This is a genomic window from Streptomyces cyslabdanicus, assembly GCF_052663305.1.
In genome coordinates this window covers 172,643-198,654 of the sequence record NZ_JBQRUW010000009.1, presented here as the reverse complement: position 1 = coordinate 198,654, position 26,012 = coordinate 172,643, and the positions used below count along the sequence as shown (strand labels likewise).

The 26,012-nt window shown below is 74.2% G+C and carries 23 protein-coding genes and 1 pseudogene; 8 read left to right on the top strand and 16 right to left on the bottom strand.

All coding sequences use genetic code 11. From position 1 onward, the window contains the following. The first annotated feature begins 57 nt into the window (after positions 1-57). Positions 58-2,751: a glycoside hydrolase family 38 N-terminal domain-containing protein gene (locus ACTYVM_RS07480; protein WP_445525129.1), complete on the top strand. Its 2,694-nt coding sequence runs from the start codon at positions 58-60 to the stop codon at positions 2,749-2,751. 123 nt (positions 2,752-2,874) lie between these two features. Further along, positions 2,875-3,342 (top strand): DUF6314 family protein, encoded by a 468-nt coding sequence (locus ACTYVM_RS07475; RefSeq protein ID WP_445525128.1) that lies wholly within the window; start codon positions 2,875-2,877, stop codon positions 3,340-3,342. Here ACTYVM_RS07475 and ACTYVM_RS07470 read toward each other — a convergent pair. Further along, complete coding sequence (locus ACTYVM_RS07470) at positions 3,324-3,917, bottom strand: histidine phosphatase family protein (protein WP_445525127.1); 594 nt, start codon at positions 3,915-3,917, stop codon at positions 3,324-3,326. The genes ACTYVM_RS07475 and ACTYVM_RS07470 overlap by 19 nt on opposite strands. 178 nt (positions 3,918-4,095) lie before the next feature. Continuing rightward, the gene (locus ACTYVM_RS07465) at positions 4,096-5,571 is read right to left on the bottom strand and encodes an aminotransferase-like domain-containing protein (protein WP_445525126.1); all 1,476 of its coding nucleotides are present in this window, start codon (positions 5,569-5,571) and stop codon (positions 4,096-4,098) included. Here ACTYVM_RS07465 and ACTYVM_RS07460 point away from each other — a divergent pair. Together ACTYVM_RS07460 and ACTYVM_RS07455 are read left to right on the top strand one after the other, a co-directional pair. After that, the gene (locus ACTYVM_RS07460) at positions 5,570-6,484 is read left to right on the top strand and encodes a DMT family transporter (RefSeq protein WP_445525125.1); all 915 of its coding nucleotides are present in this window, start codon (positions 5,570-5,572) and stop codon (positions 6,482-6,484) included. The two genes, ACTYVM_RS07465 and ACTYVM_RS07460, sit on opposite strands and share 2 nt — an antisense overlap. A 123-nt stretch (positions 6,485-6,607) precedes the next feature. Then, on the top strand, positions 6,608-6,808 hold the full coding sequence (locus ACTYVM_RS07455) for a DUF1918 domain-containing protein (RefSeq protein WP_400031712.1): 201 nt from the start codon (positions 6,608-6,610) through the stop codon (positions 6,806-6,808). A gap of 1 nt (position 6,809) precedes the next feature. Here ACTYVM_RS07455 and ACTYVM_RS07450 read toward each other — a convergent pair whose 3' ends face one another. Continuing rightward, complete coding sequence (locus ACTYVM_RS07450; protein WP_445525124.1) at positions 6,810-8,054, bottom strand: glycoside hydrolase family 10-like protein; 1,245 nt, start codon at positions 8,052-8,054, stop codon at positions 6,810-6,812. A gap of 171 nt (positions 8,055-8,225) precedes the next feature. Here ACTYVM_RS07450 and ACTYVM_RS07445 point away from each other — a divergent pair, with 171 nt between their 5' ends. Further along, positions 8,226-9,098 carry a 3-hydroxybutyryl-CoA dehydrogenase gene (locus ACTYVM_RS07445; protein ID WP_445525123.1) on the top strand — a complete coding sequence of 291 codons (873 nt, stop codon included), beginning with the start codon at positions 8,226-8,228 and terminating at the stop codon, positions 9,096-9,098. A gap of 346 nt (positions 9,099-9,444) precedes the next feature. Here ACTYVM_RS07445 and pheT read toward each other — a convergent pair whose 3' ends face one another. From pheT to infC, 7 genes and pseudogenes are all read right to left on the bottom strand, one after another. Continuing rightward, entirely contained in the window at positions 9,445-11,958 is a 2,514-nt protein-coding gene (gene pheT, locus ACTYVM_RS07440; protein ID WP_445525122.1) for a phenylalanine--tRNA ligase subunit beta, read from the bottom strand. Next, positions 11,958-13,079 carry a phenylalanine--tRNA ligase subunit alpha gene (gene pheS / locus ACTYVM_RS07435; RefSeq protein ID WP_445525121.1) on the bottom strand — a complete coding sequence of 374 codons (1,122 nt, stop codon included), beginning with the start codon at positions 13,077-13,079 and terminating at the stop codon, positions 11,958-11,960. Before pheS ends, pheT begins: the two co-directional genes overlap by 1 nt. Positions 13,080-13,237: 158 nt before the next feature. Next, complete coding sequence (locus ACTYVM_RS07430) at positions 13,238-14,392, bottom strand: sensor histidine kinase (protein ID WP_445525120.1); 1,155 nt, start codon at positions 14,390-14,392, stop codon at positions 13,238-13,240. 50 nt (positions 14,393-14,442) lie between these two features. Then, positions 14,443-15,306: a TrmH family RNA methyltransferase gene (locus ACTYVM_RS07425; RefSeq protein WP_400031722.1), complete on the bottom strand. Its 864-nt coding sequence runs from the start codon at positions 15,304-15,306 to the stop codon at positions 14,443-14,445. A 183-nt stretch (positions 15,307-15,489) separates the two neighbouring features. Further along, positions 15,490-15,873: a 50S ribosomal protein L20 gene (gene rplT, locus ACTYVM_RS07420; protein ID WP_006141703.1), complete on the bottom strand. Its 384-nt coding sequence runs from the start codon at positions 15,871-15,873 to the stop codon at positions 15,490-15,492. Between the two features lie 111 nt (positions 15,874-15,984). Continuing rightward, positions 15,985-16,179 (bottom strand): 50S ribosomal protein L35, encoded by a 195-nt coding sequence (rpmI, locus tag ACTYVM_RS07415; protein ID WP_007829094.1) that lies wholly within the window; start codon positions 16,177-16,179, stop codon positions 15,985-15,987. Between the two features lie 113 nt (positions 16,180-16,292). Further along, positions 16,293-16,956: pseudogene (gene infC / locus ACTYVM_RS07410) on the bottom strand (translation initiation factor IF-3). Positions 16,957-17,356: 400 nt separating this feature from the next. Here infC and ACTYVM_RS07405 point away from each other — a divergent pair. Continuing rightward, on the top strand, positions 17,357-17,725 hold the full coding sequence (locus ACTYVM_RS07405) for a DUF1844 domain-containing protein (RefSeq protein WP_445525119.1): 369 nt from the start codon (positions 17,357-17,359) through the stop codon (positions 17,723-17,725). A 47-nt stretch (positions 17,726-17,772) separates the two neighbouring features. Here ACTYVM_RS07405 and ACTYVM_RS07400 read toward each other — a convergent pair whose 3' ends face one another. Beyond that, complete coding sequence (locus ACTYVM_RS07400) at positions 17,773-18,525, bottom strand: SseB family protein (RefSeq protein ID WP_445525118.1); 753 nt, start codon at positions 18,523-18,525, stop codon at positions 17,773-17,775. A gap of 189 nt (positions 18,526-18,714) precedes the next feature. On the opposite strand from ACTYVM_RS07400, the gene ACTYVM_RS07395 reads away from it, so the two are divergent. Then, positions 18,715-19,392 (top strand): serine hydrolase, encoded by a 678-nt coding sequence (locus ACTYVM_RS07395; protein WP_445525117.1) that lies wholly within the window; start codon positions 18,715-18,717, stop codon positions 19,390-19,392. Between the two features lie 59 nt (positions 19,393-19,451). Here ACTYVM_RS07395 and mycP read toward each other — a convergent pair whose 3' ends face one another. Both mycP and ACTYVM_RS07385 read right to left on the bottom strand, forming a co-directional pair. Further along, positions 19,452-20,624 (bottom strand): type VII secretion-associated serine protease mycosin, encoded by a 1,173-nt coding sequence (mycP, locus tag ACTYVM_RS07390; protein WP_445525178.1) that lies wholly within the window; start codon positions 20,622-20,624, stop codon positions 19,452-19,454. A gap of 38 nt (positions 20,625-20,662) precedes the next feature. After that, positions 20,663-21,496, bottom strand: coding sequence for a hypothetical protein (locus tag ACTYVM_RS07385; RefSeq protein ID WP_445525116.1), 834 nt, complete (start codon positions 21,494-21,496; stop codon positions 20,663-20,665). Between the two features lie 1,235 nt (positions 21,497-22,731). Between ACTYVM_RS07385 and ACTYVM_RS07380 the strand changes: the two genes are divergently transcribed. Continuing rightward, complete coding sequence (locus ACTYVM_RS07380; RefSeq protein ID WP_445525115.1) at positions 22,732-23,934, top strand: amino acid deaminase/aldolase; 1,203 nt, start codon at positions 22,732-22,734, stop codon at positions 23,932-23,934. 34 nt (positions 23,935-23,968) lie between these two features. Here the strand turns inward: ACTYVM_RS07380 and ACTYVM_RS07375 are convergent, their stop codons facing one another. Genes ACTYVM_RS07375 through ACTYVM_RS07365 form a run of 3 tightly spaced genes read right to left on the bottom strand, consistent with a single transcriptional unit; the run spans position 23,969 to position 25,978 of the window. After that, complete coding sequence (locus tag ACTYVM_RS07375) at positions 23,969-24,898, bottom strand: DUF2510 domain-containing protein (protein WP_445525177.1); 930 nt, start codon at positions 24,896-24,898, stop codon at positions 23,969-23,971. A gap of 37 nt (positions 24,899-24,935) precedes the next feature. Further along, complete coding sequence (locus tag ACTYVM_RS07370; RefSeq protein WP_445525114.1) at positions 24,936-25,073, bottom strand: hypothetical protein; 138 nt, start codon at positions 25,071-25,073, stop codon at positions 24,936-24,938. Next, complete coding sequence (locus ACTYVM_RS07365; protein ID WP_445525113.1) at positions 25,070-25,978, bottom strand: LysR family transcriptional regulator; 909 nt, start codon at positions 25,976-25,978, stop codon at positions 25,070-25,072. Before ACTYVM_RS07365 ends, ACTYVM_RS07370 begins: the two co-directional genes overlap by 4 nt. Positions 25,979-26,012: the final 34 nt, after the last annotated feature.

The following is a 26,012-nucleotide window of genomic DNA, read 5'->3' as shown; positions in this document are numbered from 1 at the left end:
GGTCGGCTCCACCCGCCGCGTACGTGACCGTCTCAAGACCACAGGGGAGGTGCGCCCATGAACGACAGCGCTCACGACCACGACGCCCACGACCGTGAGCTCGTCGTCGTTCCCCACACCCACTGGGACCGGGAGTGGTACCTGCCCTTCCAGCGCTTCCGCCTGCAACTCGTCGCCCTGCTGGACGAACTGCTGGACCGGATGGAGGGCGACCCGCGCCACCGGTTCACCCTGGACGGGCAGCTGGCCGCCGTGGACGACTACCTGGAGGTGCGTCCCGAGGCCCGCGAGCGCGTGGTGTCGCTGGTGAGGGCCGGGCAGCTGGCCATCGGACCGTGGGACATCCTGATGGACGAGTTCCTCTGCTCCGGCGAACAGATCGTCCGCAACCTCGAACGCGGTATCCGCCGCTCCGGCGAGCTGGGCGGCACCATGCCCGTCGGCTACCTCCCGGACATGTTCGGCCACATCGCGCAGATGCCGCAGATCCTGCGCGGCGCGGGTCTGGACCACGCCTGTGTCTTCCGCGGTGTGCCCGGCACGGTCACGACCGACACCTTCGCCTGGACCGCGCCGGACGGCACGGCGGTCCGCACCCGGTACCTGGCCGCCGGCGGGTACGGCAACGCGGCGGGCCTGCTCGCCGACCGCGACGCGGTGGCCGGGAGGCTGCGTGAACTGCACCACCGGATGTCCGCCTGGGCACTGCCCGGGAGCGGCCCGCTGCTCGGCATGTACGGCTCGGACCACAGCGCGCCGGAGAGCGACGCCCCGGATCTGCTGGCGCGGGCGGGACGCGCGACCGGCGTCACCGTCGGGCTGGCCACGCTCACCGAGTTCTTCGAGGGGCTGCCTCCGGCCACGGACGGGCTGCCGGTGCTGCACGGCGAACTCCGCTCGCACGCCCGCGCGAACATCCTGCCGGGCGTCCACTCCGTACGCTCTCACCTGAAGCAGGCGATGAGCCGCGCCGAGCGCCGCGTGGAGCGGTACGCCGAGCCGATGGCCGCGCTGTACGGCGACGGCGGCGAGCAGCGGTTCCTCGACATGGCCTGGCAGCGCCTGATCGCCGTCAGCGGCCACGACTCGGTCACCGGCTGCGGCTGCGACGAGACCGCCGTACAGGTAGGAGCGCGGATGGCCGAGGCCGAGCAGCTGGGCCAGGCGGTCTGCGACCTCATCGGACGGCGCCGCGCCGCGGCCGTGCCCCAGGACGCGCTGCTGGTGTTCAACCCCTCGCCATGGCCGCGCCGCGGTGTCGTGTTCGCCGATGTGGACCGGCCGGGCGTGCAGGTTCTCGCGGACGACGCCGACGTGCCGGCGCCGATCGCGCTCACCCGCGTGCACGGAACCGAGCTGTACGGGCGGCACATCGCCTCCTGGTCGCTGAGCGAGGACGGCTCGACGCTCACCTTCGAGGTGGCCCGGCACCCGTCGGCCGCCTTCGACGTGGCCGAGGTCCGCGAGGCGCTGGGCGCCGACTGGCGCGAGCGGAGACTGCGGGTGCGCATCGTCACCCCGCCCGGCGCGACGGTGCCGGTGTGGGCTCAGGTGCCCCCACTGGGCTACGCGGCCGTGCGCCCGGCCGCCGAGGGCTCGCCCATCAGCGCCGAACCGCCGCCGCACGATGTGCGGTCGGACGGCCGGGTGCTGGACAACGGCCTGGTGCGGATCGAGGTGGCCGGTGACGGCACCTTCGGCCTGCGGGGCCCGGACGGCACCGTCACCGCGGGCCTCGGCGCCCTGGTCGACGGCGGCGACCTGGGCGACACGTACAACTACGCCCCTCCCGCCGCCGATCTGCTGGTCACCCAACCGGAGACGGTCCGGGTCACCCGCGGCCCGGCCGGCCCGCTGCGCGCGGTGCTCGAGGTCGAGCGGCGCTACTCCTGGCCGGCCGCCGGGGACTTCGCGGTGCACGGCCGTTCGCAGCGCACCGAGCCGGTCGCCGTCACGATGCGTATCGAACTGCGCGCGGCCGAGCCGTACGCCCGCGTCGACGTCGAGTTCGACAACCGCTGCGACGACCACCGGCTGCGCCTGCACCTGCCGCTTCCGTCCCCGGCCCGGTCGTCCTTCGCCGAGGGCCAGTTCGCGGTGGTCGAGCGCGGACCGACGGCGGAGGGCGGAGGCGGTGAGGCGCCGTTGCCGACCTTCCCGGCCGCGGGGTTCGTGGCGGCGGGCGGACTCGCCGTCCTGCTCACCGAGTACAGCGAGTACGAACTGGTCGACGGGGGCCAGGAACTGGCGCTCACCCTGCTGCGCGGTGTCGGGCAGCTCTCCCGCAACCGGCATGTGCTGCGCGACGAGCCGGCCGGCCCCCAGCTGCCGACGCCGGGCGCGCAGAGCCGGGGCCGCCGCTCGGTCTCGCTGGCCCTGCTGCCGTACTCCGGCGCCTGGGAGGAGGCGGCGGACACGGTGCTGCGGGCGGCGGACGAGTTCCGGCACGGACTGCTGGCGGTTCCGGGCACGGCCGCCCGCTCGGCGCCGCTGCCCGAACCGGTGCACGGTCTGTCCGTCGGCGGCACCGGTGTGGTCCTGACCAGTGTGCGCGAGCGGGGCGAGTGGACCGAGGTGCGGGTCGTCGCCGAGGGCGGCGTGGCCACCGAGGCACTCCTCGACGGCGGGTTCACCCGCGCCCGACGCGCCGATCTGCTGGGCCGGGCCGGCGAGGAACTGCCCGTGCGGGAGGGGAGGGTACGACTGCCGCTGCGCGCCTGGGAGATCGCCACGCTCCAGCTGGGCCGCTGACGGCCGCTCCTCCGGTGCGGTCGGGGCAGCCGGGGCACGGTGACCGGCGACGACCCGGCGGGACCGCGGAGCCCGATGTGCGGCCGGCATCCGGCGGATGCCACAGGACGTACGGTGGACGGCGTGGGAGACGACGAGCGGTGGGTGCCGGGCGAGTTCTGGCCGGTGCCGGACGTACTGGGGTACCTGACCGGGAGCTGGCTGGTCCGGCGCTCGGTGCGGGATCTGGCGAGCGGTGAGGCCGGGGAGTTCCGCGGCAGGACGGTCTTCCACGCCCTGGACGGCGGCGGTCTGCTGCACCGGGAGTCCGGCCGGTTCCTCTGGCAGGGCATCGCGCGGCCGGCCGAGCGGACGCTGCGCTTTCTGCCCCGGAGCGTACCGGGGACGGCGCAGGTGCGGTTCGCGGACGGGCGGCCCTTCCACGACCTGGACCTGCGGTCCGGGAAGCACCTGACCGACCACCCGTGCGCCGCCGACCTCTACCGCGGCGAGTTCACCGTCCAGGACGCCGGGCACTGGCGCACGGTGTGGCGCGTGGGCGGTCCCGCGAAGGACCTCGTGCTGACCACGGACTACACACGCGACGGCTGAGCGGGCACGCCGTCCAGACAGAGGCTCCAGCGGCCCGCGTGTCCGGTGACGGCGGTCGTGGACAGGGGGCGGACGTCGATGTTCCAGTATGTCGCGGGGGGCGCCTTCAGCACGTAGACGACGGCGGCGCGGATCACGGAGGGTTCGGCGACGGCGACGATGCGGCCGCCGTCCTCGACGGGCCGGGTGTCGAGCCAGGCGCCCACGCGCGTGACGAAGGACAGCAGTGACTCGCCGCCGTGCGGGGTGCCGCGCGGATCGGCGAGCCAGGCGTCCACGGCCGCGGGCTCGCGCGCCATCGCCTCGCCGAGCGTGAGCCCCCGCCAGCGGCCCATGTCGCAGTCGCGCAGGGCCAACTGGGCGAGCGGGGCGTAGCCGAGGGCGTCCCCGGTGGCGCGGCTGCGCGGGGTCGGCGAGCAGTAGCGCAGCTCGGCGGCGGCCAGCGGCAGCAGATCGCCGGCGACGCGCCGCATCTCCTCCCAGCCCGCCCGGTCGAGCTGCTGGTCGTCCTCGAAGCGCTCGGCGAGCAACGCGGAGCTGCGCGCCGCAGCGACGAACGTGACCCGGTGTGCCATGCGCAGATCGTGATCCCGGGCAGTGGGCGGGTCAAGGGGTGTCACTGGAAAACGAGCCCCGACAAGCTCCCTTCCCGTGCTCGGGGCGCTCCGGCGGCCGGGGGCCGAGCCTCTCGACCGGATCGGTGGTGTCGGCCGTTCTCCCGGCGCGGCTCCGGTCGGCGCCCCCGGCCGGATGTCAGGACAGCGCCTCCGCGCAGGCCGTCCGCAGGCGGCGCGCGCCCTCGGCGATCTCCGCCGTGCCGCCGACCGCGGCGAAGCTCAACCGCACGTGGGCGGCCGGGGGTTCGGCGCTGAAGTACGGGCGGCCCGGCGTGATCGCGACGCCCGCGCGCAGGGCGGCGGCGGTCAGGGCGGCCTCTCCCCCGGAGCCGAAGGCCTGGGAGGCGCCCCCGGTGGCGTCGGGCAGGCGCGCCCACAGGTGGTAGCCGCCGGACGGGACGTGCGGCAGGGCGAGTTCGGGAAGGTGCCGCCGCAGCGCGGTGGTCAGCGCGTCCCGGCGGCTTCTCAACTCCGCGGCGAGCGCGCGCAGATGACGCGGCCAGGCGGGTGAGCCGACCAGTTCCAGGGCGGCCTCCTGCAACGGCCGCGGCACGAAGAACGTGTCGACGACCTGGATGGCCCGCAGCCGTTCCAGCACCGGGCCGCGCGCGACCAGCGCGCTCACCCGGAAGCTGGGCGAGGTGGCCTTGGTCAGCGAGCCGACGTGCACCACGACGCCGTCCGGGTCGTCGGCGACGAGCGGGGGCGGCAGGGCGCCGGCGTCCTCGTGCGCGAGCCGCCGCACGAAGTCGTCCTCGACGACGAAGGCACCGGCCTCGCGGGCCGTGCGCAGCACCCGGGCGCGCCGGTCGGGGGCGAGGACGGCGCCGGTGGGGTTCTGGAACAGGGGCTGGCAGACGAACACGCGGGCACCGGTGGCCCGGAACGCGTCGGCGAGCAGGCCCGGTCGCACCCCGTCCGCGTCGACGGGCACCGGCACGGGCCGCAGCCCGGAGGAGCGGGCGATGGCCAGCATGCCGGGATAGGTCGGCGACTCGACCAGTACCGGCGCGCCGGGCGGGGCCAGGGCACGCAGGGCGGTGGTCAGCGCGGACTGGCCGCCCGCGGCGATCAGGACCTCGGCGGCGGTGACCGTTCCGCCCGGTCCGCCGATGTCCCGCGCGAACCACTCGCGCAGCTCCGGCAGCCCCTCCAGCGGCGGCCGCCCCCAGGCCCCGGGACGGCGGCCGGCCCGGGACAGCGCGGCGGCCATGGCCCGCTCGGGCTGCAACGAGGGGTGCAGATAACCCCCGTTGAACTCGATCACGCCCGGCGGCGGGCCGGCCAGCGAGACCGTGACACCGGAGGCGTCCACCGTGCGCGGTACGAGGTCGGCGGCGCCGTCCGCGCTCAGCGCGACCTCCTGCCAGGAGGTGTCGCCGGCGGGAGCGGCCGCCTCGCGCGCCGCCGCTCGGAAGGCGCCGGCGCCGGGACGGGTGACCACCAGGCCCTCGGCCGCCAGTCGCGCCAGGGCCCGGGAGACGGTCACCGGACTGACCCGGTACCGCTCGACCAGGACCCGGCTCGACGGGAGCTTTCCACCAGATGGGTAGCGGTCCAGTTCCGTTCGCAGCCGTTCTGCGAGTTCGCCCACGCTGCTACGCTGTTGCATGAGAGCACAGAGTAGCGCTACCGCAGCGACACCGATAGCGGTGGACACCCCGGCCCGCACGCGCGCCGGCACCCTTCAGGCGGCCCTCGGCGTGGTCGCCTTCTCCCTCACCTTCCCGGCCACCGCGTGGGGCCTGGAGGGCTTCGGGCCCTGGTCCCTGGTGGCCGTGCGCAGTGTGCTCGCCGCCGTCCTCGCGGGCGGCTGCCTGCTGGCGCTGCGCGTACCGCCGCCCGCACGCCGGCACTGGCCCGGCCTCGCGATCGTGGCCGCGGGGGTGGTCCTCGGCTTCCCGCTGCTCACCACGCTCGCCCTGGAGACCTCCACCACCGCGCACGCCGCCGTCGTCGTGGGCCTGCTGCCGCTCACCACGGCGCTGCTCTCCGCACTGCGCTTCGGCATCCGTCCCTCGCGCACGTTCTGGGCGGCGGCGCTGGCGGGCGCGGCGGCCGTGGTGGCCTTCACCGTGCAGCAGAGCGGCGGTGCGCTGACCACCGCCGACGGCTACCTGTTCGGCGCCCTGCTGGTCTGCGCCGCCGGCTACACCGAGGGTGGCCGGCTGGCCCGCGTCATGCCGGGCTGGCAGGTCATCGGCTGGGCGCTGGTGCTGTGCCTGCCGCTCGCCGTGCCCGCGGCCGCGCTGGCGCTGGCGCACGAGCCCGTGCGGCTGGGCGTCCACAGCGTGGCCGGGCTGCTCTGGGTCGCGGCGGGCTCCCAGTTTTTCGGGCTGGTCGTCTGGTACCGGGGCATGGCGGCCGTCGGCATCCCCAAGGCCAGCCAGTTGCAGCTCGCCCAACCCCTGCTCACACTGGTGTGGTCGGTGCTGCTGCTCGGCGAGCACCTCACCGCGGCCGCCCCCGTGACGGCCGTCGCCGTGCTCGTCTGCATCGCCGTCACCCAGCGGGCGCGCGGCTGACCGGCGCTCACACCGGTGCCGACCGCACACCGGCCCGGCCGCTCACCGGTTCGGCCGCGCTCCGCACCGTAGACTCGGAAGTCGAGGACCGCTGCTCCCGCACATGGTGAGGAGGCCCCGCAGATGCGCGCAACCGTGGGCGACCAGCTCGTCCAGCACGGCAGGGTGGTCGGTCAGCACGACCACGTCAGCGAAATCGTCGAGGTCATGGGCGCGGAGGGCAACCCTCCGTACCGCGTCCGCTTCCCGGACGGGCACGAGGCCGTGATGTCACCGGGCCCCGACTGCCAGGTCCGCCACAAGAAGGAACACGAGCACCACTGAGTCAGCGCGGGGGTCTCGCCGGCCGCCGGTAGTGGTCGGCGACGACCCGCGCCATCGCCCCGGCCGGGTCGGCCGCGACCTCCTTCGCGGCGAAGAAGACGTGCCCGCCCACCTCCGGGTGCGCGGCCGCCAGGGTGAGGTGGCGGGACAGCTCGTCCGGGTCCTGCCAGGCGGCGCCCTGCGCGGGGTCGCCGGCCTTGTAGAGCGCCTCCCCCACGTACAGCCGTGTGCGGCTGCCCCGTGCCGCCTCGGCCCACCAGGGCAGCAGGGCGGCGTAGTCGGCGGCGGTGGAGCCGATGGCCCAGTACAGCTGCGGGACGACGTAGTCGATCCAGCCCTCCGTGACCCACTTGCGCGTATCCGCGTACAGGTCGTCGTACGTCTGCACGCCCGCCCGGGTGTGAGAGCCGCGCGGGTCGGCCGAGGCGTTGCGCCACACCCCGAAGGGGCTGATCCCGAACCGGGTGCCGGGGCGGGTGGCCTCGACGGCCGCGGCCGTCTCGCGGACCAGCCGGTCGATGTTGTCGCGCCGCCAGTCGGCCCGGCTCGCGAACGCGCCGCCGTACCGGTGGTAGGCGGCGTCGTCGTCGAAGCTCTGGCCGGCGACCGGATAGGGGTAGAAGTAGTCGTCGAAGTGGACGCCGTCCACCGGGTACCGGGACACCGCGTCGAGCATCGCCCGCTGCACGAAGGCCCGGACCTCGGGCAGACCGGGGTTGTAGTACAGGCCCCCGCCGTGGCGGACCACCCAGTGGGGGTTCCTGCGGGCCGGATGGGAGGCGGCCAGCCGGGCCGGGTCGTGGTGCAGGGCGACCCGGTACGGGTTGAACCAGGCGTGCAGCCGCAGTCCGCGGGCGTGCGCCTCCGCCACGGCCGTGCCCAGCGGATCCCAGCCGGGGTCCCTGCCCTGCGTGCCGGTGAGGTACTGCGACCAGGGCTCGTGGGGTGAGGGCCACAAAGCGTCGGCCGCCGGCCGCACCTGGAGGATCACCGTGTTGAGCCGGCGGCGCACCGCCACGTCGAGCAGGGCGGTCAGCTCGCCGCGCTGCCGGGCGGCGCTCAGCCCGGTGCGCGAGGGCCAGTCGCGGTTGCGCACGGTCGCCAGCCACATGCCGCGCATCCCGGTGACCGCGGCGCCGCCCCGCCGGTCCGTGCCGGGGCCGCCCGCCGCGGTGGCCGTGTCGCCGGTCATCGCCAGCGTCGACAGCGCCGCCACGGTGAACGACCGTCGTGTCACTCGGGCCATCAGGGCACTCCCCGTACGCCATGGATCCGCACGGTCACGGATCGTTTCCGGGGCCAGCATGCACGACCCGGGCGACCGAACACGGCCACCACGGGGGTAACGTGCACGATCGGAGCAGGCACCGCACAACGGGCCGCCTGCCACAGCCGTAGGAACTGCGAAAGGGACGATGTGACCGGCATTTCGGGAGACATTGCACGCGTCGGAGTGGTGGGCTGCGGCCAGATGGGTGCGGGCATCGCCGAGGTGTGCGCCCGGGCCGGCCTGGAGGTGAAGGTCGCCGAGACCACCGGCGAGGCTCTGGAGATAGGCCGTACCCGGCTGTTCAACTCCCTGGCCAAGGCGGCCGAGCGCGGCAAGATCAGCGAGGACGAGCGGGACGCCACGCAGGCCCGGCTGAGCTTCACCACCGACCTCGGCGAGTTCGCCGACCGCGACCTGGTGATCGAGGCCGTGGTGGAGAACGAGCAGGTCAAGACCGAGATCTTCCAGGTCCTGGACCAGGTGGTGACCCGGCCGGACGCGATCCTGGCCTCCAACACCTCCTCCATCCCGCTGGTGAGGCTGGCGGTCGCCACCGCGCGGCCCGACCACGTGATCGGCATCCACTTCTTCAACCCCGCCCCGGTGCAGCAGCTGGTCGAGCTGATCCCGGCGCTCACCACCTCCGAGGGCACGCTGAGCCGGGCGCAGCTGTTCACCGAGAAGGTGCTCGGCAAGCACGCCATCCGCGCCCAGGACCGCTCGGGCTTCGTGGTGAACGCGCTGCTGATCCCCTACCTGCTCTCGGCGATCCGGATGTTCGAGTCGGGCATCGCCAGCCGCGAGGACATCGACAACGGCATGGAGCTGGGCTGCGCCCACCCGATGGGCCCGCTGAAGCTGTCCGACCTGATCGGCCTGGACACGGTGGCCTCGGTCGCCCATTCGATGTACGAGGAGTACAAGGAGCCGCTGTACGCCGCTCCCCCGCTGCTCCAGCGGATGGTCGATGCCGGCCGGCTCGGCCGGAAGTCCGGCTCCGGCTTCTACACCTACGCCTGACCACGAAGCACGAAGCACGAAGGACAGCGGGCCCGGCACCTAGTGCCGCGGCGGGCAACGTTTGCCCGTCAAGGAGCGGCGTCCGGTGCGTGCTCTCGGTGTGCCGGCCGGAAGTCCTCGTACTGGATGTACTCGGGCTTTCGGCCGGTGCGGCGAGAGGGCGTGCCGGGCGTCGCGACGGGGCAAACGTTGCCTGTCGCGGCACTAGATGGTGCCGGGCCCGCCGCTTTCCCTTGTCGACCCAGGCCGGCCAAAGAGGGGCGCGGGGAACTGCGCGACCAGCAACCGACCACCCGCGGCCGGCGATGGACTCGCAGCCCCCCGCGCCTCACCGATCAGTGCAGCCCTAGCTGCGCAGCTCCGCCCCGGTGCGCTCCGCGGCCAGCGCCACCGCCGCGTCGCGGGCCGCGGACGCCTCGTCCACGGTCAGCGTGCGGTCCGGCGCACGGAAGCGCAGCGCGTAGGCGAGGGACTTGCGGCCCTCGCCGAGCTGCTCGGCGTTCTCGTAGAGGTCGAACAGCCTGATGGACTCCAGGAGTTCACCGGCGCCCTCGCGCAGCGCGGCCTCGACCTCGGCGGCCGGGACCGGCCTGTCCACGACGAGGGCGACGTCCTGCGTGGCGACCGGGAAGGTGGAGATGCCCGGCGCCCGCGGGGTGTCGTCGCCGGACTCCTCCAGCACGTCCAGGTTCAGCTCCATGGCGCAGGTCCGCTCGGGCAGGCCGAGCGCCTTGACCACCCGCGGGTGCAGTTCGCCCGCGTGGCCCACGACCTGCTCGGCGCCGTCCACGACGACCGCGAACTCGGCGCAGCGGCCCGGGTGCCACGGCCCGTACTGGCCCTTGCGGACGATCAGTTCGGCCCCGGTCTCGCGGGCCACGGTCCGCGCGGCCTCGACCGCGTCGGCCCAGTCCGCCGGGCGGCCCTTGCCCCACCAGCCGGTCTGCTCACGGGCGCCCGCGAGGACCACGGCAGCGTGGCGCGGCTGCTCGGGCAGCGCGGCGTTCAGCGCGGTGAGCTCCTCGTCGGTGGGGCGCCGGTCTGCGGGCGGCTGGGCGGCGGCCCGCTGCTCCGAGCGCGGGTGGAACACCAGCCCGGTCTCGAACAGGGCGAGGTCGTGGCTGCCGCGGCCGTCGTTGCGGCGCAGCGCGCCGAGCAGGCCCGGCAGCAGCGTGGTGCGCAGCGCGGGCTCCTCGTCGCTGAGCGGGTTGACCAGCCGGACCACGCGGCGCGCGGGGTCGTCGGGCTCCAGGCCGAGTTGGTCGAAGACCTGCTCGCCCACGAACGGGTAGGTCGGCGCCTCGACGTAACCCGCGCCGGCCAGCGCGCGGCCGACCCGGCGGTGCAGCCGCTGGCGGTGGGTGAGGCCGCGGCGCGAGGGGAGCCTGGGCAGCGTGGAGGGCAGGTTCTCGTAGCCCTCCAGGCGGATGACCTCTTCGGCCAGGTCGTTGGGGTCCGTCAGGTCGGGCCGCCAGGACGGGACGGTGACGGTCAGCTCGTCCTGCCCCTCCACCCGGCAGCCGATCTGCTGGAACCTGCGGACGACGGTCTCCCGGCCGTAGACGACGCCCGCGACCTTGTCCGGGTGGTCGGCCGGCACGGTGATCGTGCGTGCGACCGCGGGTGCGGCGACCTCCGTGACACCGGCGTCGGCCGTGCCGCCCGCGAGCAGGACCAGCAGGTCCACCGTGCGCTGGGCCGCGGCGGAGGCGGCCTGCGGGTCGACACCCCGCTCGAAGCGGCGGGAGGCCTCCGAGGACAGCTTGTGGCGGCGGGCGGTGCGCGCGATGGAGACCTGGTCGAAGTGCGCGGCCTCGATGACGACCTCGGTGGTCGCGTTCTCGGTGTCCGCGTGATCCGCGATCTCGGTGTTGGCGCCGCCCATCACGCCGGCGAGGCCGATGGGGCCGCGCTCGTCGGTGATCACCAGGTCCTCGGCGTGCAGCGTGCGCTTGACGCCGTCGAGGGTGGTGAACTTCTCGCCCTCCTCGGCCCGGCGCACGCCGATCGTGCCCTGGACCAGCTTGCGGTCGTAGGCGTGCAGCGGCTGGCCGAGCTCCAGCATCACGTAGTTGGTGATGTCGACGGCGAGCGAGACCGGGCGCATCCCGGCCTTCTGGAGGCGGCGCTGGAGCCAGATCGGGGAGCGCGCCTCGGGGTCGAGGCCGGAGACGGTGCGCGCGGTGAAGCGGTCGCAGCCGTGCGGCTCGTCGATCCGCACGGCGTAGCCAAACGCGTTCGGCGCCGGTACGTCGAGCAGCGCCGGATCGCGCAGCGGCAGGCCGTAGGCGATGGCGGTCTCGCGGGCGACGCCGCGCAGGGACAGGCAGTCGCCGCGGTTGGCGGTGACGGCGATGTCGAGGACCTCGTCGACCAGCTCCAGCAGCTCGATGGCGTCCTTGCCGACCTCGGTCTCGGGCGGCAGCACGATGATGCCGTGGCTGCCGTCGTCGCCCATGCCCAGTTCGTCGCCGGAGCAGATCATGCCGTGGGAGGTCTTGCCGTAGGTCTTGCGCGCGGCGATCGCGAAGCCGCCGGGCAGTTCGGCGCCCGGGAGGACCACGACGACCTTGTCGCCGGCCGCGAAGTTGCGGGCGCCGCAGACGATCTCCTGCGGCTCGCCGGTGCCGTTGGCCCGGCCGACGTCGACGGTGCAGAAGCGGATCGGCTTCTTGAAGCCCTCCAGCTCCTCGATGGTCAGCACCTGGCCGACGACGAGCGGACCCTTGAGGTCGGCGCCGAGCTGTTCGACGGTCTCGACCTCGAGGCCGGCCGAAATGAGCTTGGCCTGGACGTCGCGCCCGGTCTCCGTCTCCGGCAGGTCGACGTACTCCCGCAGCCAAGAAAGCGGGATCCGCATCAGATCTCCATCCCGAACGGCCGGGTGAACCGGACGTCACCCTCGACCATGTCTCGCATGTCTTCGACGTTGTGGCGGAACATCAGCATCCGCTCGATGCCGAACCCGAAGGCGAAGCCGCTGTACTTCTCCGGGTCGACGCCGCAGGCGGTGAGCACCCGCGGGTTGACCATGCCGCAGCCGCCGAGTTCGATCCAGCCCTCGGAGGAGCAGGTGCGGCAGGGCCGGTCGGGGTTGCCGACGGACTCGCCGCGGCAGACGTAGCACACCATGTCCATCTCGGCGGACGGCTCGGTGAAGGGGAAGAAGTTCGGCCGCAGCCGGGTCTTCATGCCCTCGCCGAACAGGGACTGCACCATGTGGTCCAGGGTGCCCTTGAGGTCGGCCATGGTCAGGCCCTCGTCCACGGCGAGCAGCTCGACCTGGTGGAAGACGGGCGTGTGGGTGGCGTCCAGCTCGTCGGTGCGGTAGACGCGGCCGGGGCAGATCACGTAGACCGGCAGGTCGCGCTCGAGCAGGGAGCGGATCTGCACCGGCGAGGTGTGGGTGCGCAGGACGACACCGGACTCGCTGCCGCCTTCGGGGCCCTGCACGAAGAAGGTGTCGGCCTCGCCGCGGGCCGGGTGGTCCGGGCCGATGTTCAGGGCGTCGAAGTTGAACCACTCGGCCTCGGCCTCGGGGCCCTCGGCGACCTCGTAGCCCATGGCCACGAAGACGTCCTCGATGCGCTCCGAGAGCGTGGTCAGCGGGTGGCGGGCGCCGGCCGGCACGCGAGCGTACGGCAGCGTGACGTCGACGTCCTCCTCGACCAGCACGCGGGCGTCCCGCTCCGCCTCGAGCTCGACCTGGCGGGCGGCGAGGGCCTTGTTCACCGCGCCGCGAGCCATGCCGACCCGCTTGCCGGCGTCGGCCTTGGCGTGCGGCGGCAGGGCGCCGATCTCGCGGTTGGCGAGGGCCAGCGGCGAGGCGGGGCCGGTCTGGGCGACCTTGGCCTCGTGGAGCGCGTCGAGGGAGTCCGCGGCGGCGAAGGCGGCGAGCGCCTCGTCCCGCATGCGCTCGATCTCTTCCGGTTTCAACGCCTCGACCTCGACAGGGTCGTACGACTTATTGGGTGCCGACATCTCTTCCCGTGCTTCCGATTGGCTGGCTGGAGGTCCCCGTCACCGACTTGCACCGACTCGCGGACAGATCGTCTCGGTTTTCGGGACACAAAGGTGCCAAAGGCCGAGTCTAACGGGGCCGGGGAAAGCGAATGCGCCCGTGGGTCCTCGGCGGGTGCTCAGAGCAGGTGTGCCGGGGTGCCCACGGGCAGGGTAAATCGGATCTCCGCGCCGCCGCTGCGGGCGCGGCCGACCGTGATGGAACCGCCGTGCGCCTCGACGATGCCCTTGACGATGTAGAGCCCGAGGCCGGTGCCGCCGCGCTTGCTGCCCCGCCAGAAGCGGGTGAAGACGCGGTTCATGGACTCCTCCGGGATGCCGGGTCCCTCGTCGCTCACCGTGACCGACGTGGCGGTGTTCTCGATGGTGCCGGCGGCTTCCCCTTCCCGTGGGGACGGCGCCGGTGTGACGTCAATGGTGACGGATCCCTCGCCGTGGCGCACGGCATTTTCCACGAGGTTGCTCAGCACCTGGTCGATCTTGTCGGGGTCGGCCCACAGCTCGGGCAGCGGCTGTTCGACGCGCACCAGGAACCGGTCGGCGGGCTGCCCGGCGGCGACGTACGCCTGGACGTGCCGCCCGACCGCGGCGCCCATGTCGACGGGCTGGCGGCGCACCTCCAGCCGGCCGGAGTCGATGCGGGATATGTCGAGCAGTTCGGCGATGAGCCGGGTGACCCGGTCGGCGTCGGCGTCGACGGTCTCCAGCATCAGCCGCTTCTGGTCGTCGGTGAACCGCTCCCACTTGGCGAGCAGGGTCGCCGTGAAGCCCTTGACGGAGGTGAGCGGCGAGCGCAGTTCGTGCGCGACGGTGGCGATCAGCTCGGCGTGGCTGCGCTCGGTGCGGCGGCGGGCCTCGGTGTCGCGGAGGGAGACGACGAGGCGGCGGACCGGCCCGGTGGGGTGGCTGCGCACGTACTTCGCGGAGACGAGGACCTCCCGGCCGCCGGGCAGCAGGAGGTTGCGCTCGGGCTGGCCCACCCGGATGGCCAGCCCGCCGTAGGGGTCGGTCAGCTGCCACCAGCGGCGTCCCTCCAGGTCCTCCAGCGGCAGGGCCTTCTCCAGGGACTGCCCCAGGGCCTGCTCGGCGGGTAGGGCGCTGATCCGGGCGGCGGCGGCGTTGAAGCGGATGATCCGCCCGTGTTCGTCGGCGATCACCAGGCCGTCGGGCAGGTCGTCGGGGTCGACGCCGAGTGCGGCGGTCTCGTCCGGCCTGGGCGCGGGTGGTCGTCGCGCGCCCCGCGCTCCGGGCGCGCGATCGGTGCCGACACTCATCCCCTCACCCCACCTCTCAGCCGGTGCAGCAGGCCCCCGGGCTGGTCACCCTACTGGGTACGGGCGGCGGAACGGCATCCTCCGGAGCCGCGCTGCGCTCGGGCCGACGCGTACAGACATACGGCGGCGGCGGTCGCGAGGTTCAGGCTCTCGGCCTTTCCGTGGATGGGGACGCGGACGACGGCGTCGGCGAGGGCGCGGGTCTCCTCCGGCAGGCCCCAGGCCTCGTTGCCGAACACCCAGGCGGTGGGGCCGCCCATGGTGCCCTGGTCGAGTTCGTCGTCCAGGTCGTGCCGGCCCGCGCCGTCGGCGGCGAGGATGCGCACCCCGGTGTCCCGCAGCGCGGCGACCGCCCGCTCGACGGGGACGCCGACGGCCACGGGCAGGTGGAACAGGGAGCCGACGGAGGCGCGGACGGCCTTGGGGTTGTACAGGTCGACGGAGGCGTCCGTGAGGACGACCGCCTCGGCTCCGGCGGCGTCGGCGCAGCGCAGGACGGTGCCCGCGTTGCCGGGGTCGCGGACGTGGGCGAGGACGGCGACGAGCTTCGGTCGGGCCGCGACGACGTCCTCGAAGGGGGTGTCGAGGAAACGGCAGACGCCGACGAGTCCCTGCGGGGTGACGGTGGTGGAGATGTCGGCGATGACGTCGTCGGCGGCGAGGTGGATCCGGGCCCCCGCGACGCGGGCCTCCCCCACGATGTCGGCGTACCGCTCGGCGGCCTCGACGGTGGCGAACAGTTCCACGAGGGTGGGCGTCTCGCCGGCCCGGTGCGCCGCCGCCTCCCGCACGGCCTGCGGCCCCTCCGCGAGGAACAGCCGCTCCTTGCCCCGGAAGTTCCGCTTGGCCAGCCGCCGCGCTGCCGAGACGCGGGGCGAGCGGGGGGAGATCAGGTCAGGGGTGGCGGGGGGCATGGAGAGCTTCACCTTCGGTAGGAACGTTCCGCCGCGAGGGCGGTCAGCCGTGGGTCCACAGCGGTCGGCCGTGGGTTCCGGGCGGTACCGAACGCGCCTCGGGCACCGCGCGGCGCACATACGACGGACCCGCAGGCAGAGCCCACGGGTCCGTAGGATCGCGCCGGCTCGGCCGGCGCGGGGTCACGCTGCCTTGGGCGCGTTGACGTCGCTCGGCAGGGCCTTCTGCGCGACCTCGACGAGCGCGGCGAACGCGTTGGCGTCGTTGACGGCCAGCTCGGCCAGGATCTTGCGGTCGACCTCGACGTTCGCGGCCTTCAGACCCTGGATGAAGCGGTTGTAGGTGATGCCGTTGGCGCGGGCAGCGGCGTTGATGCGCTGGATCCACAGCTGGCGGAAGTCACCCTTGCGCTTCTTGCGGTCGTTGTAGTTGTAGACCAGCGAGTGGGTGACCTGCTCCTTGGCCTTGCGGTACAGGCGCGAGCGCTGACCGCGGTAGCCGGAGGCCTGCTCGAGGATCGCCCGGCGCTTCTTGTGGGCGTTGACTGCCCGCTTGACGCGTGCCACTTGATTAACTCCTTGTAGCGGGGCCGCGGTTGTCCTCACACGGCCCGGAAACGATTGGGTCCCGGTCCTGGCGTACGGCGCGCGGGGATCGGACGATCACGCGCCGCCGCGTCACTTGCCGAGAAGCTTCTTGATCTTCTTGGCGTCGCCCGGGGCCATCTCGGCGTTACCGGTGAGGCGACGCGTCAGACGGGACGACTTGTGCTCGAGCAGGTGGCGCTTGCCGGCGCGCTCACGGAGCACCTTGCCGGAGCCGGTGACCTTGAAGCGCTTGCTGGCACCGCTGTGCGACTTGTTCTTCGGCATAGCGCCGTTCTCTCCTCGTAGGTGGCGCTCCGATGCCCGGTCGCGAGAACCGGGCACGGTGGAGCGTCGCTCTTTTGTCGGTTTACATCCTGGGACGGGGGTCCCGGGGGGGGTCACGCCTCGGCGTGCTCCTCGGCCGGCGCCTCGGCGTCCGCGGCGTTCTGCGAGCGGCCCGGGTTGGCCTTCGCGTCGGCCTTGCGGGCCTCCTGCGCCTGGCGGGCCTCGGCCATCGCCTCGGTCTTCTTCTTGTGCGGACCGAGAACCATGATCATGTTGCGGCCGTCCTGCTTCGGGTTCGACTCCACGAAGCCGAGGTCCTGGACGTCCTCCGCGAGCCGCTGGAGCAGCCGGTAGCCCAGCTCGGGCCGGGACTGCTCGCGACCACGGAACATGATCGTGATCTTGACCTTGTCGCCCTGCTTGAGGAACCGGACGACGTGACCCTTCTTGGTGTCGTAGTCGTGCGGGTCGATCTTCGGCCGGAGCTTCATCTCCTTGATGACCGTGTGCGCCTGGTTCTTGCGCGCCTCACGGGCCTTCATGGCCGACTCGTACTTGAACTTCCCGTAGTCCATGAGCTTGCACACGGGCGGGCGGGCGTTCGCCGCGACCTCGACCAGGTCCAGGTCGTACTCCTGGGCAAGCTCCAGTGCCTTCGCGAGCGGCACGATGCCGACCTGCTCGCCACTGGGACCGACAAGTCGCACCTCGGGAACGCGAATCCGGTCGTTGATGCGGGGCTCGGCGCTGATGGATCCTCCTCGGTTAGCACCACACGGCGGTCTGGCGGACGGCCGCGTACTCTGTGTTCGACAGACCTAACCGCGCCGAAGCACGAAAAATGCCCCGGACGATCACAGGCGGGGCTCCTCGAACTACCGGAGCGACCGCCGCGATGGCCGCGGGGCGCACTATCGGACGGATCGCCGCCGGTGGGGCGGACCCGTCTGACCGGTGACCCGCCGCCCCGGAGGGCGGTCAGGTGGGAGTTCGAAGCCTCCACTTGTGGGCCGGGCCCGTATGCCTTGGCTACTGCCCTGGGCATACACGTCCAGCCGGTCGTCACACAAGGTTAGCAGCATCGGGTGGGAAGAGCTAATTCGGGCTGACCGCGGCCGACGACCGCCCACCACGGCCGACTACGGGAGCTCCCCGTTCTGCGCCTATCGTGTGGGGCATGAGTGAGACCTCCCCCTCCGGTACCGACGAGCAGCCCGACTTCGACGCCATGACCCGCGACATCGCGGAGGTCCCGGCGGTCGAGGTGATCGTGACGGTCGCCGTCAACCTGATGAGCGCCGCCGCCGTGAAGCTCGGTCTGACCGAGGAGGGCGACACGCACAAGGACCTGGACGAGGCGCGCAAGCTGGTGAGCGCGCTCGCCGGGCTGCTGGACGCGAGCGCCACCGAGATCAGCTCCTTCCACGCGGCGCCGCTGCGCGACGGCCTGAAGTCGCTGCAACTGGCCTTCCGCGAGGCCTCGGTCGTCGCGGACGAGCCGGGTCAGGGCCCGGGCGAGAAGTACACCGGGCCGATCTACGGCTGAGCCGCTCCCGCCGATCCCCGTTTCCCGACGCGGCGGTCACCGCCGCGTCACGCGGCCGATCCCCGCTCCTTCACGTACAAGGGCTCGCCCGGCGGCGTCGCCCCGGCCGGCAGCAGTGCCAGGTCGAGGCCGCGCACCAGGCGGGCCCTCAGTGTCTCGCTGGCGGCGAGCCGCTCGGCGACGGCGCGGGCGGCCTCGGCCGGGGCGGTCGGGACGGACGGGTCGAGCACCAGCGCCAGGGTCCCGTCGGCCTGTCCCCGCCCGAGGTGGGCGCGCAGCACGGCGGGCTCCGCGGCGACGGCCTCGCGCACCGCGGTGACGACGGCCGGGTCGGCCAGCGGGTCGGTCGTGGTACGGCCCTCGGCGAGGGCGAGCAGGGCGGGTCCGGTCAGCTCGAACGGCACCGGTCCGGCCATGTCCAGCACCACCGTGTCCGCCTTCTCGTGCGCGGCGGCCTCCAGGACCTGGTGCAGCCGTACGGCCACGGGCCGGGCGGCCGGGTCCCAGCGGGCCAGGGAGTCGGTGGAGGTGAAGGCGGGCAGGGCGGTGCGGTGCCCCGCCTTCAGGGTGGGCACGGCCATCTCGCTGGTCTTCTCCCGGCGCAGCCCGTTCTCGTCCTCCTCCACCTCGCCAAGGACGGCCACCACGGGCACGAGCAGCCGTGCGCTCCTGAGCGCCTCCAGGACGGGTCCCACGGCGGTGCGGTCCTCGGCCCAGGCGGCGAGCGCCGCGCTCAGCCCGGGGTCGACGGAGCCGTCGTCGTCGGAGAAGCCGGAGTCGGGAATGTTCTTCTTCGCCACGGTGCCGACCCTATCCGGGACCGTGCCCGTTTCCTCAGGGTCCCCCGGCCCACGTCCGACACGCCTCCCGCGGGACGTTCGGGCCCCGTATCGTCGGCGGCGGACGGGCTGGGGGCGCGGAGGCGGCGGGAGCACGGGCCACGAGCGGGGAGGCGGGCGGTGGAGACGGCGAGCGGAGGACCGGGGCCGGTGACAGTGAGCGGGGACGCGGCCGTGGCGGTGGCGGCCCGCCGTCTCGGCTCGGGGGCGAGCGCCGGGTACGGCGACGCGGTGTTCGACACGGCGAGCATCGTCAAGGTCGACATCCTGGCGGCGCTGCTGCTGCGGGCGCAGGACGCGGGGCGGCGGCTGACCACGCGGGAGAGGACGTGCGCCGCCGCGATGATCGAGCACAGCGACAACGACTCGGCGACCGCGTTGTGGCGGGTCATCGGCGGCGCCGACGGGCTGGACGCGGCGAACGAGCGGTTCGGACTCACGGAGACGGCCGGCGGCGACGGTGCCCTGTGGGGTCTGACCCGCACCACGGCCGCCGATCAGCTGGTGCTGCTGGAGCAGGTGTTCGGCGCCCGCTCGGAGCTGGGCGGGGCCTCGCGGACGTACCTTCAGGGGCTCATGGGGCGGATCGTCCCGGGCCAGGACTGGGGCGTGTCGGCCGCCGCCGACGGCTCCGGGTGGGCCCTGAAGAACGGCTGGATGCCGCGTGACGCGACCGGTCTGTGGGTCGTCAACAGCATCGGGCGGGTGACGGCCGGCGGCGACGACTACCTGGTGGCCGCCCTGTCCAGCGGCAACTCGACGAAGGAGCAGGGCATCGCCCTGGTGGAGGAGGCGGCACGGTCGGCGGTGTCGGCGTACGGCCGTTGAGGGCGCGATCCCCGGCCGTTTGAGGGCGCGATCCCCGGCGTGGCCGGGAGACCCGGGCTCTACAGCCGGAAGTCGCTCGCCCCGTCCTCGCGGCGGCCGCGCCACAGGACGACCGCCACGACCAGCATCACTCCCCCGGCACTGCCCGCCAGGGGCCCCGCCCAGCCGGAGCCGGCGTCGGCCGCCTCGGCGGAGTCGGGGCCGGGACCGAAGTACCGCTCGCCGTAGGACGCCGCGGTCAGGCCCTCGGGCCGAAGGCGGCCCGCGGCCTTGATGGCGGCGGCGGGATCGACCATGCCGAAGCCGCGGGAGTCGTCGCGGCCGCCGACGGGGGCGTTGCGGGCCGTGTCCTCCAGGAGCTTCTTGATCTGCGCGGGGGTCAGCCCGGGGTGAGCGGCCTTGATGAGGGCGACGGCGCCGGAGACGAAGGCGGAGGCGGCGCTCGTGCCCCAGCCCTCGTAGTAGCGCTGGTCGGGGTCGGCGATGACGACGTCGACGCCGGGCGCGCTGACCGTCGCGTACCAGCGGCGGGTGGAGAAGGAGGCTCGGGTGCCGAAGCGGTCCACGGCGGTCGCGGCGATCACGCCCGGATACGCCGCCGGGTAGGAGATGTGGTCGCCCTTCTCACCGCCGTTGCCGGCCGAGGCGACGACGACGGCGCCCTTGCTCAGCGCGTACTGGACCGCCTGGTCCTCGGCGGGCTCGGGGTGCGCGGAGTCCGAGTCGTCGCCGAGGGAGAGGTTGATGACGTCCGCGCCGTGGTCGGCGGCCCAGCGGATGCCCTCGGCGAGGGCGTTGCCGCGGGTGGTACGGGCCTTGCCGCGGGCGGAGTCGTCCTCCTCCAGGATCACCCGCACGGGCAGGATCGTGGCCTCGGGCGCGATACCCATGACCCCGTCGGCGTTGCCGACGCCGTGGCCGTGACCGGCGATGATGCCGGCCATGGCGGTGCCGTGGCGGGCCCAGGGGCGATCGCCGCGGCGCGCGCCGAAGCCGATCATGTCCTTGCCGGGCAGGACGTTGCCGCGCAGGTCGGGGTGGTCGTCGTCGACGCCGGTGTCCAGGACGGCGACGGTGATGCCCTTGCCCCGGGTGGTGCGCCAGGCCTCCTGGGTGTGCAGGGCGTCGAGGCCCCACTGCTGGGCGCGGATGCTGTCGGCGTGCGCGGCGGCGGACGGCACGAGGGCGAGGCAGGCGGCGAGGAACAGACTCGGCACGCCCACGGCGAGCACCCTGCGCGGCGTACGGTTCCCGGACGTCGCGGCGGCTGTCACGAGGGCTCCTCCGTGGCGGACTTGACGGTTTGGCGCAGGCCACGTCCGATGCGGTCGGCGAGGCCCTGGGCCTCGTTCCCGAGGCCTGCCTGGGCGACGGGGGTGGTGGCTCCGGACTTCGTCGCGTCGGCGGCGGCCTGCGGGGTGCCGGCCGCGCGGCCGTCGGCCCAGCCGGACACGGCGTAGACGACCACCGGGGCCTCGGTCAGCACGGAGACGGTCCACGCCGCGCGCTGCTCGTCGCCGAAGGCCGCGGCGACGGTGCCCTTGGCGGCGTACGGGCGCGGCACGAGGTCGGTGCGCCGGGCGAGCCCCTCGTTCTCGTAGCGGGTGGCGAGGGACGTCATGGCGGAGGCGTCGGCCTTGGTGAAGAGCAGGCCGACCGTGGTGACGTAGCTCTGGGTGGCGTCCGTGTAGGTGGCGCGCAGCAGGCGGGCGCAGCCGACGGGGGCGAGGACCTTGCGCAGCAGCGGATCGAAGGCGCCCGCGCAGCCGCTGTCCGGGGCGACCGCGACGCGGGTCCAGGTGCGGTCGGCTCCGCCGGGGCCGGCGCCGCGGCCGTCCACGGTGGGCGGGAAGAGCTGGTCGACGGGGACGCTGTGCCACATGGCGCCGGCCGCGGCGAAGCCGCTCGCCGCGCCGGGCCTGCCCGGCTCCCCGGTGAGCCAGCTGCCGGTCACGGCACCGCCTATGAGCCCGATCCCCAGCACCATGCAGGCGGCCGCCGCGGCGACCCGTGGCCGCACCAGCCGGCCGGTGGCACGGGCCCGCCGGTCGTGCCCCTCCGGATCCCCGAACCCCATGCCGAGCCCCGTCGTCCCCGGGGCCATGGCCGCGCTCCAGGACAGCGCCGGATCGGGCGCCGCGGGGACACCAGCGGCAGGCGGCGGTGTCCCGGCAAAGGCGGCGGCAGAATGCGGGAAGGCGCCGGACGGCTGCGTACGGCTCGTACCCGCCGCCCCGTTGCGCTGCGGGGCGTCGAAGGGGGGACGCGGCGGCACCGCGGTCCAGGCCGTCTCGGCCGGCCACTGGGGCCGGCCGGTGGGACGGTTGCGGGTGTCGTCCGGGCTGCCGGGGACGCCGGGTCCTCCGGATCCTCCAGGTCCTCCCGGAGAGGGGCTCTGGACGGAGACGGGGCGCAGGCGCGTGGTCGTCTCGGAGGGGGTCTCGACGGGCGCGCGGCCATCGCGGGCCGCCGTCGGGGGGCGGTGCCCCGGACGCGGGGGTATGTTCCCGTGCCCACGCCGGCCGGGTATCGCCGGCTCACCGGGGAGCGGAGCGGCGGTCCCGCCGTCCCCGGACCCCACGTCCCCTGACGTGCCGTCAGCAGGACCGCGGCCCTCCGGGTCCGGGAGACGCGCCGAGGCGAGGGGCGGGGGCGGTGTCGTGGGGGGCGTGGTGCGGAGGGAAGGGGGACGGAAGTCCGGGAAGCGGGGGCGGGGAGCGGTGGTGGTACGGGGGTCGTCGGTGGCGGAACCGGTGCGAGGCGAGGGGAAACCGGCACCGCGCCCCGCGCGGATGTCCGTCTCCGGACCCACCGCTCCTCCACCCGTGACGGCACGCGGGGAACCCTCCGCAAGCGAAGCCGCGGAACCCGTCGAAGCGCCGCGCGTCTGCGCGGTCGTGGCGCCGTCGGGCGCCGTCCGTGCCGGGCCCTCGGCCGTGCCGGGTGCGGCCTGGGCGGGCGGGCCGTCGGCGGCGGGGGCCGTCGCGTGCGAGTCGCCGTCGCCCCTCGCGGGCCCCACAGGCCGTGGGGGGACGGGGGCGTGGCGCGCTTCCGTGCTCATGCACCCCCCGTTTCCTCGTGCCCGTGCCGTTTCGCCGGGCACGGCCGCCCTCGTCGCCCCGTCCGGCGCGGACTCGCCGTCACCGGACACGCATGCCCGTACGAGCGAACCGCCATCCCGGCTCAACTCCACGGCCGGAATCACATCGCGGCTCCGCCGTGCGTGCGCGTCACTCTACGGGCTGCCCCGGCCCGGTCGGGAACCAGTCCACAAGCCCAGGCGGATCTGCCCGGAACATCCCCCTACCCCGCGGTAATCAGGTCTGGCAGGCTGCGACCATGACTGCGCGCGCCGCCGACCGGGCCCGTTACGACCGGGCCGCCGCCCATCTCGACGCCCCTGTCGCGATCGTGGACCTGGACGCCTTCGACGCCAACGCGGAGGACCTCGTCCGCCGGGCCGGCGGCACGCCGATCCGGGTCGCCAGCAAGTCCGTGCGCTGCCGGGCCCTGCTCGAACGCGCCCTGGCGAAGGACGGCTTCGCGGGCATCATGTCGTTCACCCTCGCCGAGTCCCTGTGGCTGGCCCGCTCCGGCTTCGACGACGTGCTGCTCGCCTACCCGTCCGCCGACCGCGCCGCCTGCGCCGAACTCGCCGCCGACCCCAAGCTCGCCCGCGCCGTCACGGTGATGGTCGACGATCCGGCGCAGCTTGACCTGATCGACGCCGCACGCGGGGACGGAGGTGAAGTTGTCCGGGTCTGCCTGGAGTTGGACACCTCGCTGAGGCTGCTCGGCGGGCGGGTGCGGGTCGGCGCGCGCCGTTCCCCGCTGCACTCCCCCGCCCAGGTCGCCGACATGGCCCGTACGGTAGCCCGGCGCCCGGGGTTCGCGCTCGTGGGGATCATGGCCTACGAGGGCCATGTGGCGGGCGTGGGCGACGCGGTCGCGGGACGGCCGCTGCGGTCGCGCGCGATCCGGCTGATGCAGGCCGCGGCGCGCAGGGAACTCGCCGAGCGGCGTGCCGCGGTGGTGCGGGCGGTCCGGGCCGTGGCACCGGACCTCGAGTTCGTCAACGGCGGCGGCACCGGCAGTGTGCAGCACACGGCGGCGGAGGACGCCGTCACCGAGGTCGCCGCGGGCTCCGGGCTGTACGCCCCGCGGCTCTTCGACAACTACACGTCGTTCCGGGGCCGTCCGGCGGCGCTGTTCGCCCAGCCCGTGGTGCGGCGCCCGGGGGTCGGCGTCGTCACGGTCCTGGGCGGCGGCTACCCGGCCTCCGGTGCGGCCGGCGCGGACCGGCTCCCGGTGCCGTACCTGCCCGAGGGGCTGCGCTACGACCCCCAGGAGGGTGCGGGCGAGGTGCAGACCCCGCTGCTCGGCTCCCCCGCCGACGACCTGCTGATCGGCGACAAGGTGTGGTTCCGGCACGCCAAGGCGGGCGAGTTGTGCGAGCGGTTCGACACGCTGCACCTCGTCGAGGGCGACCGTGTGACGGCGTCCGTTCCGACCTACCGGGGCGAGGGGCACACCTTCCTGTAACCCGGTGCTCGGGCCCCGCCGCGCCGTCTCGGGATCAGCTCGACGGGCCGATGCTGCTGCCCACGCCGCCGCTGCTCGCGGCGTCGCCGACGGGCCGGATGCCCTTGGTGATCCTGTCCATGTCGGCCAGCGGCGGGCCGTCCGGACCGGCGTCGAAGACGAAGCGGACGAGGACCGGCGCCTGGATGCCGGTGCTGGACGGGAAGACGAGCGACTCGACGTAGCCGCCCGGCCCCTTGGCGGTTCTGACCAGCCGGCGCACGAAGTAGCCGGCCCGGCCCGCGACCGCGACCTGCCCGGACGCGACGGTCCGCTGGGAGGTGATGCCGCCGTAGAGGCGCTGGCCGATCACGTTCTGCTCGTACGCCTCGTCGGTCGCGTCGTCGATGTCCCGCTTGGCCAGGGTCTCGGGGGAGGCGCCCTCGGCCGCGGACGCCGTACGGGTGATGACCAGGCCGTGCCGGCAGAACCCCACCCCGGCGGGGCAGTCGTAGACGCCGTGGGTGGTCATGACGACGTCGTCCTGGGCGACGTTCTCCGGTTTCTCCCAGCCCTCCGGCAGCGGCAGGGTGATGCCGTTGAGCTGGTCGACGGCGACGGAGGGATCGTCGTCGGGGGCGGTGGGTTCGTCGGCGGAGGAGGCCGGGGACGGCGACCCGGTCGTGGCGGGAGCGCTCGTGGGCGGGGCGGACGGTGTGCCGCCGGCCGTGTCCGCCGGGCCGCCGTCCGTGTCGTCACGGTCCAGCAGGACCGCGCCCGTGACGACCGCGGCGACCAGGACGGCACCGGCGGCGACGAGGGCGACGGCCTTGGCCCGGGACGGTCGCGCACCGGCGGGCGGTGACACGGACGGCTGCCCGGGCGCCCCGGGGGCGCGCCGGTGCTCGGTCCAGGCCCTGCCGTCCCACCAGCGTTCCTGGTGGGGGGCGTCGGGGTCGCGGTACCAGCCGGGCGGGGGCGTCATGCTCACCAGGTCACTCTATGCACCGGACCCGCCGGATTCATCGGCGCGGCGGTTCCACCGGCCGGGCGGGCGGCCCCAGTTCACGCTCCGCCGTGGCGAACACCGGTACGCCGGGCCCGGGGTGGGTGAACCGGGTGCCGTCGTCGGCGCAGGAGCCGAGGCCGTCGATCGTCACGACCGCGTCAGGGACAGCAGTTCGCGGGCCGGGCCGACGGGGCGGTGACCGGTGGGCCAGACGGCGCGCAGGTCGCGTTCGAGGGTGACGCCGTCCACGGGCACAGGGACGAGCCGGCGCAGGGACAGCTCCTCGCCCACCGCGAGTTCGCTGAGCACCGCCGGTCCCGCGCCGCTCACCACGGAGGCCTTCACCGCCGTCGTGGAGGACAGCTCGATCAGCGGGCGCGCCAGACCGCCGAGGGCCGCGTCCAGCACCTGCCGGGTGCCGGAGCCCTTCTCGCGCAGGATCAGCGGTGTGGTGGCCAGTTCCGTCGCGGGCAGCGGCCGCCGGCGGCGGGCCCACGGGTGGTCCGGGGCGGTCACCACGATCAGCCGGTCGTGGCCGATCACGACGGAGTCGAGACCGGCCGGCACGGACACCCCCTCCACGAAGCCGAGGTCCGCCTCGTCCCCCAGCAGCCGCTCCGCCACCACCGCCGAGTTCCCGGCGAGCAGGGACACCGCCGTGTCCGGGCGCCGGGCGCGCAGCGCGATCAGCCATCCCGGCAGCAGGTACTCCGCGATCGTCATGCTGGCCGCCACCCGCAGCCGCGAGTCCCGCCGGTCCCGCAGCGCCTGCGCTCCCGCGTCGAAGGCCTCCGCCGCCTCCACGATCCGCCGCGCCCAGTCGGTGACCAGGGCTCCGGCGTCCGTGGGCCGCGATCCGCGCGGCGAGCGGTCCACCAGCGCCACGCCCAGCTGCCGTTCCATGGAACGGATCCGGCTGCTCGCCGCCGGCTGGGTGATGCCCAGCTCCCGCGCCGCCCGGCCGAGGCTCCCCAGCCGCGCCACCGCCAGCAGCAGCTCCAGCGCGCCCAGGTCGGGCACCCGGTGCGCCAGCGAGGTTCTCTCGGTGTTCCCCATAAGGCCAGCTTATGTCGTGATAGACGCACATCCC

Bases quoted from the DNA above. Each gene is read 5' to 3' on its own strand.
- ACTYVM_RS07480 (WP_445525129.1), top strand. From the start codon at position 58: ATGAACGACAGCGCTCACGACCACGACGCCCACGACCGTGAGCTCGTC.
- ACTYVM_RS07470 (WP_445525127.1), bottom strand. From the start codon at position 3,917: ATGGCACACCGGGTCACGTTCGTCGCTGCGGCGCGCAGCTCCGCGTTG.
- ACTYVM_RS07460 (WP_445525125.1), top strand. From the start codon at position 5,570: ATGAGAGCACAGAGTAGCGCTACCGCAGCGACACCGATAGCGGTGGAC.
- ACTYVM_RS07465 (WP_445525126.1), bottom strand. From the start codon at position 5,571: ATGCAACAGCGTAGCAGCGTGGGCGAACTCGCAGAACGGCTGCGAACG.
- ACTYVM_RS07455 (WP_400031712.1), top strand. From the start codon at position 6,608: ATGCGCGCAACCGTGGGCGACCAGCTCGTCCAGCACGGCAGGGTGGTC.
- ACTYVM_RS07450 (WP_445525124.1), bottom strand. From the start codon at position 8,054: ATGGCCCGAGTGACACGACGGTCGTTCACCGTGGCGGCGCTGTCGACG.
- pheT (WP_445525122.1), bottom strand. From the start codon at position 11,958: ATGCGGATCCCGCTTTCTTGGCTGCGGGAGTACGTCGACCTGCCGGAG.
- pheS (WP_445525121.1), bottom strand. From the start codon at position 13,079: ATGTCGGCACCCAATAAGTCGTACGACCCTGTCGAGGTCGAGGCGTTG.
- ACTYVM_RS07430 (WP_445525120.1), bottom strand. From the start codon at position 14,392: ATGAGTGTCGGCACCGATCGCGCGCCCGGAGCGCGGGGCGCGCGACGA.
- ACTYVM_RS07425 (WP_400031722.1), bottom strand. From the start codon at position 15,306: ATGCCCCCCGCCACCCCTGACCTGATCTCCCCCCGCTCGCCCCGCGTC.
- rpmI (WP_007829094.1), bottom strand. From the start codon at position 16,179: ATGCCGAAGAACAAGTCGCACAGCGGTGCCAGCAAGCGCTTCAAGGTC.
- ACTYVM_RS07405 (WP_445525119.1), top strand. From the start codon at position 17,357: ATGAGTGAGACCTCCCCCTCCGGTACCGACGAGCAGCCCGACTTCGAC.
- ACTYVM_RS07385 (WP_445525116.1), bottom strand. From the start codon at position 21,496: ATGGCCCCGGGGACGACGGGGCTCGGCATGGGGTTCGGGGATCCGGAG.
- ACTYVM_RS07380 (WP_445525115.1), top strand. From the start codon at position 22,732: ATGACTGCGCGCGCCGCCGACCGGGCCCGTTACGACCGGGCCGCCGCC.
- ACTYVM_RS07375 (WP_445525177.1), bottom strand. From the start codon at position 24,898: ATGACGCCCCCGCCCGGCTGGTACCGCGACCCCGACGCCCCCCACCAG.
- ACTYVM_RS07365 (WP_445525113.1), bottom strand. From the start codon at position 25,978: ATGGGGAACACCGAGAGAACCTCGCTGGCGCACCGGGTGCCCGACCTG.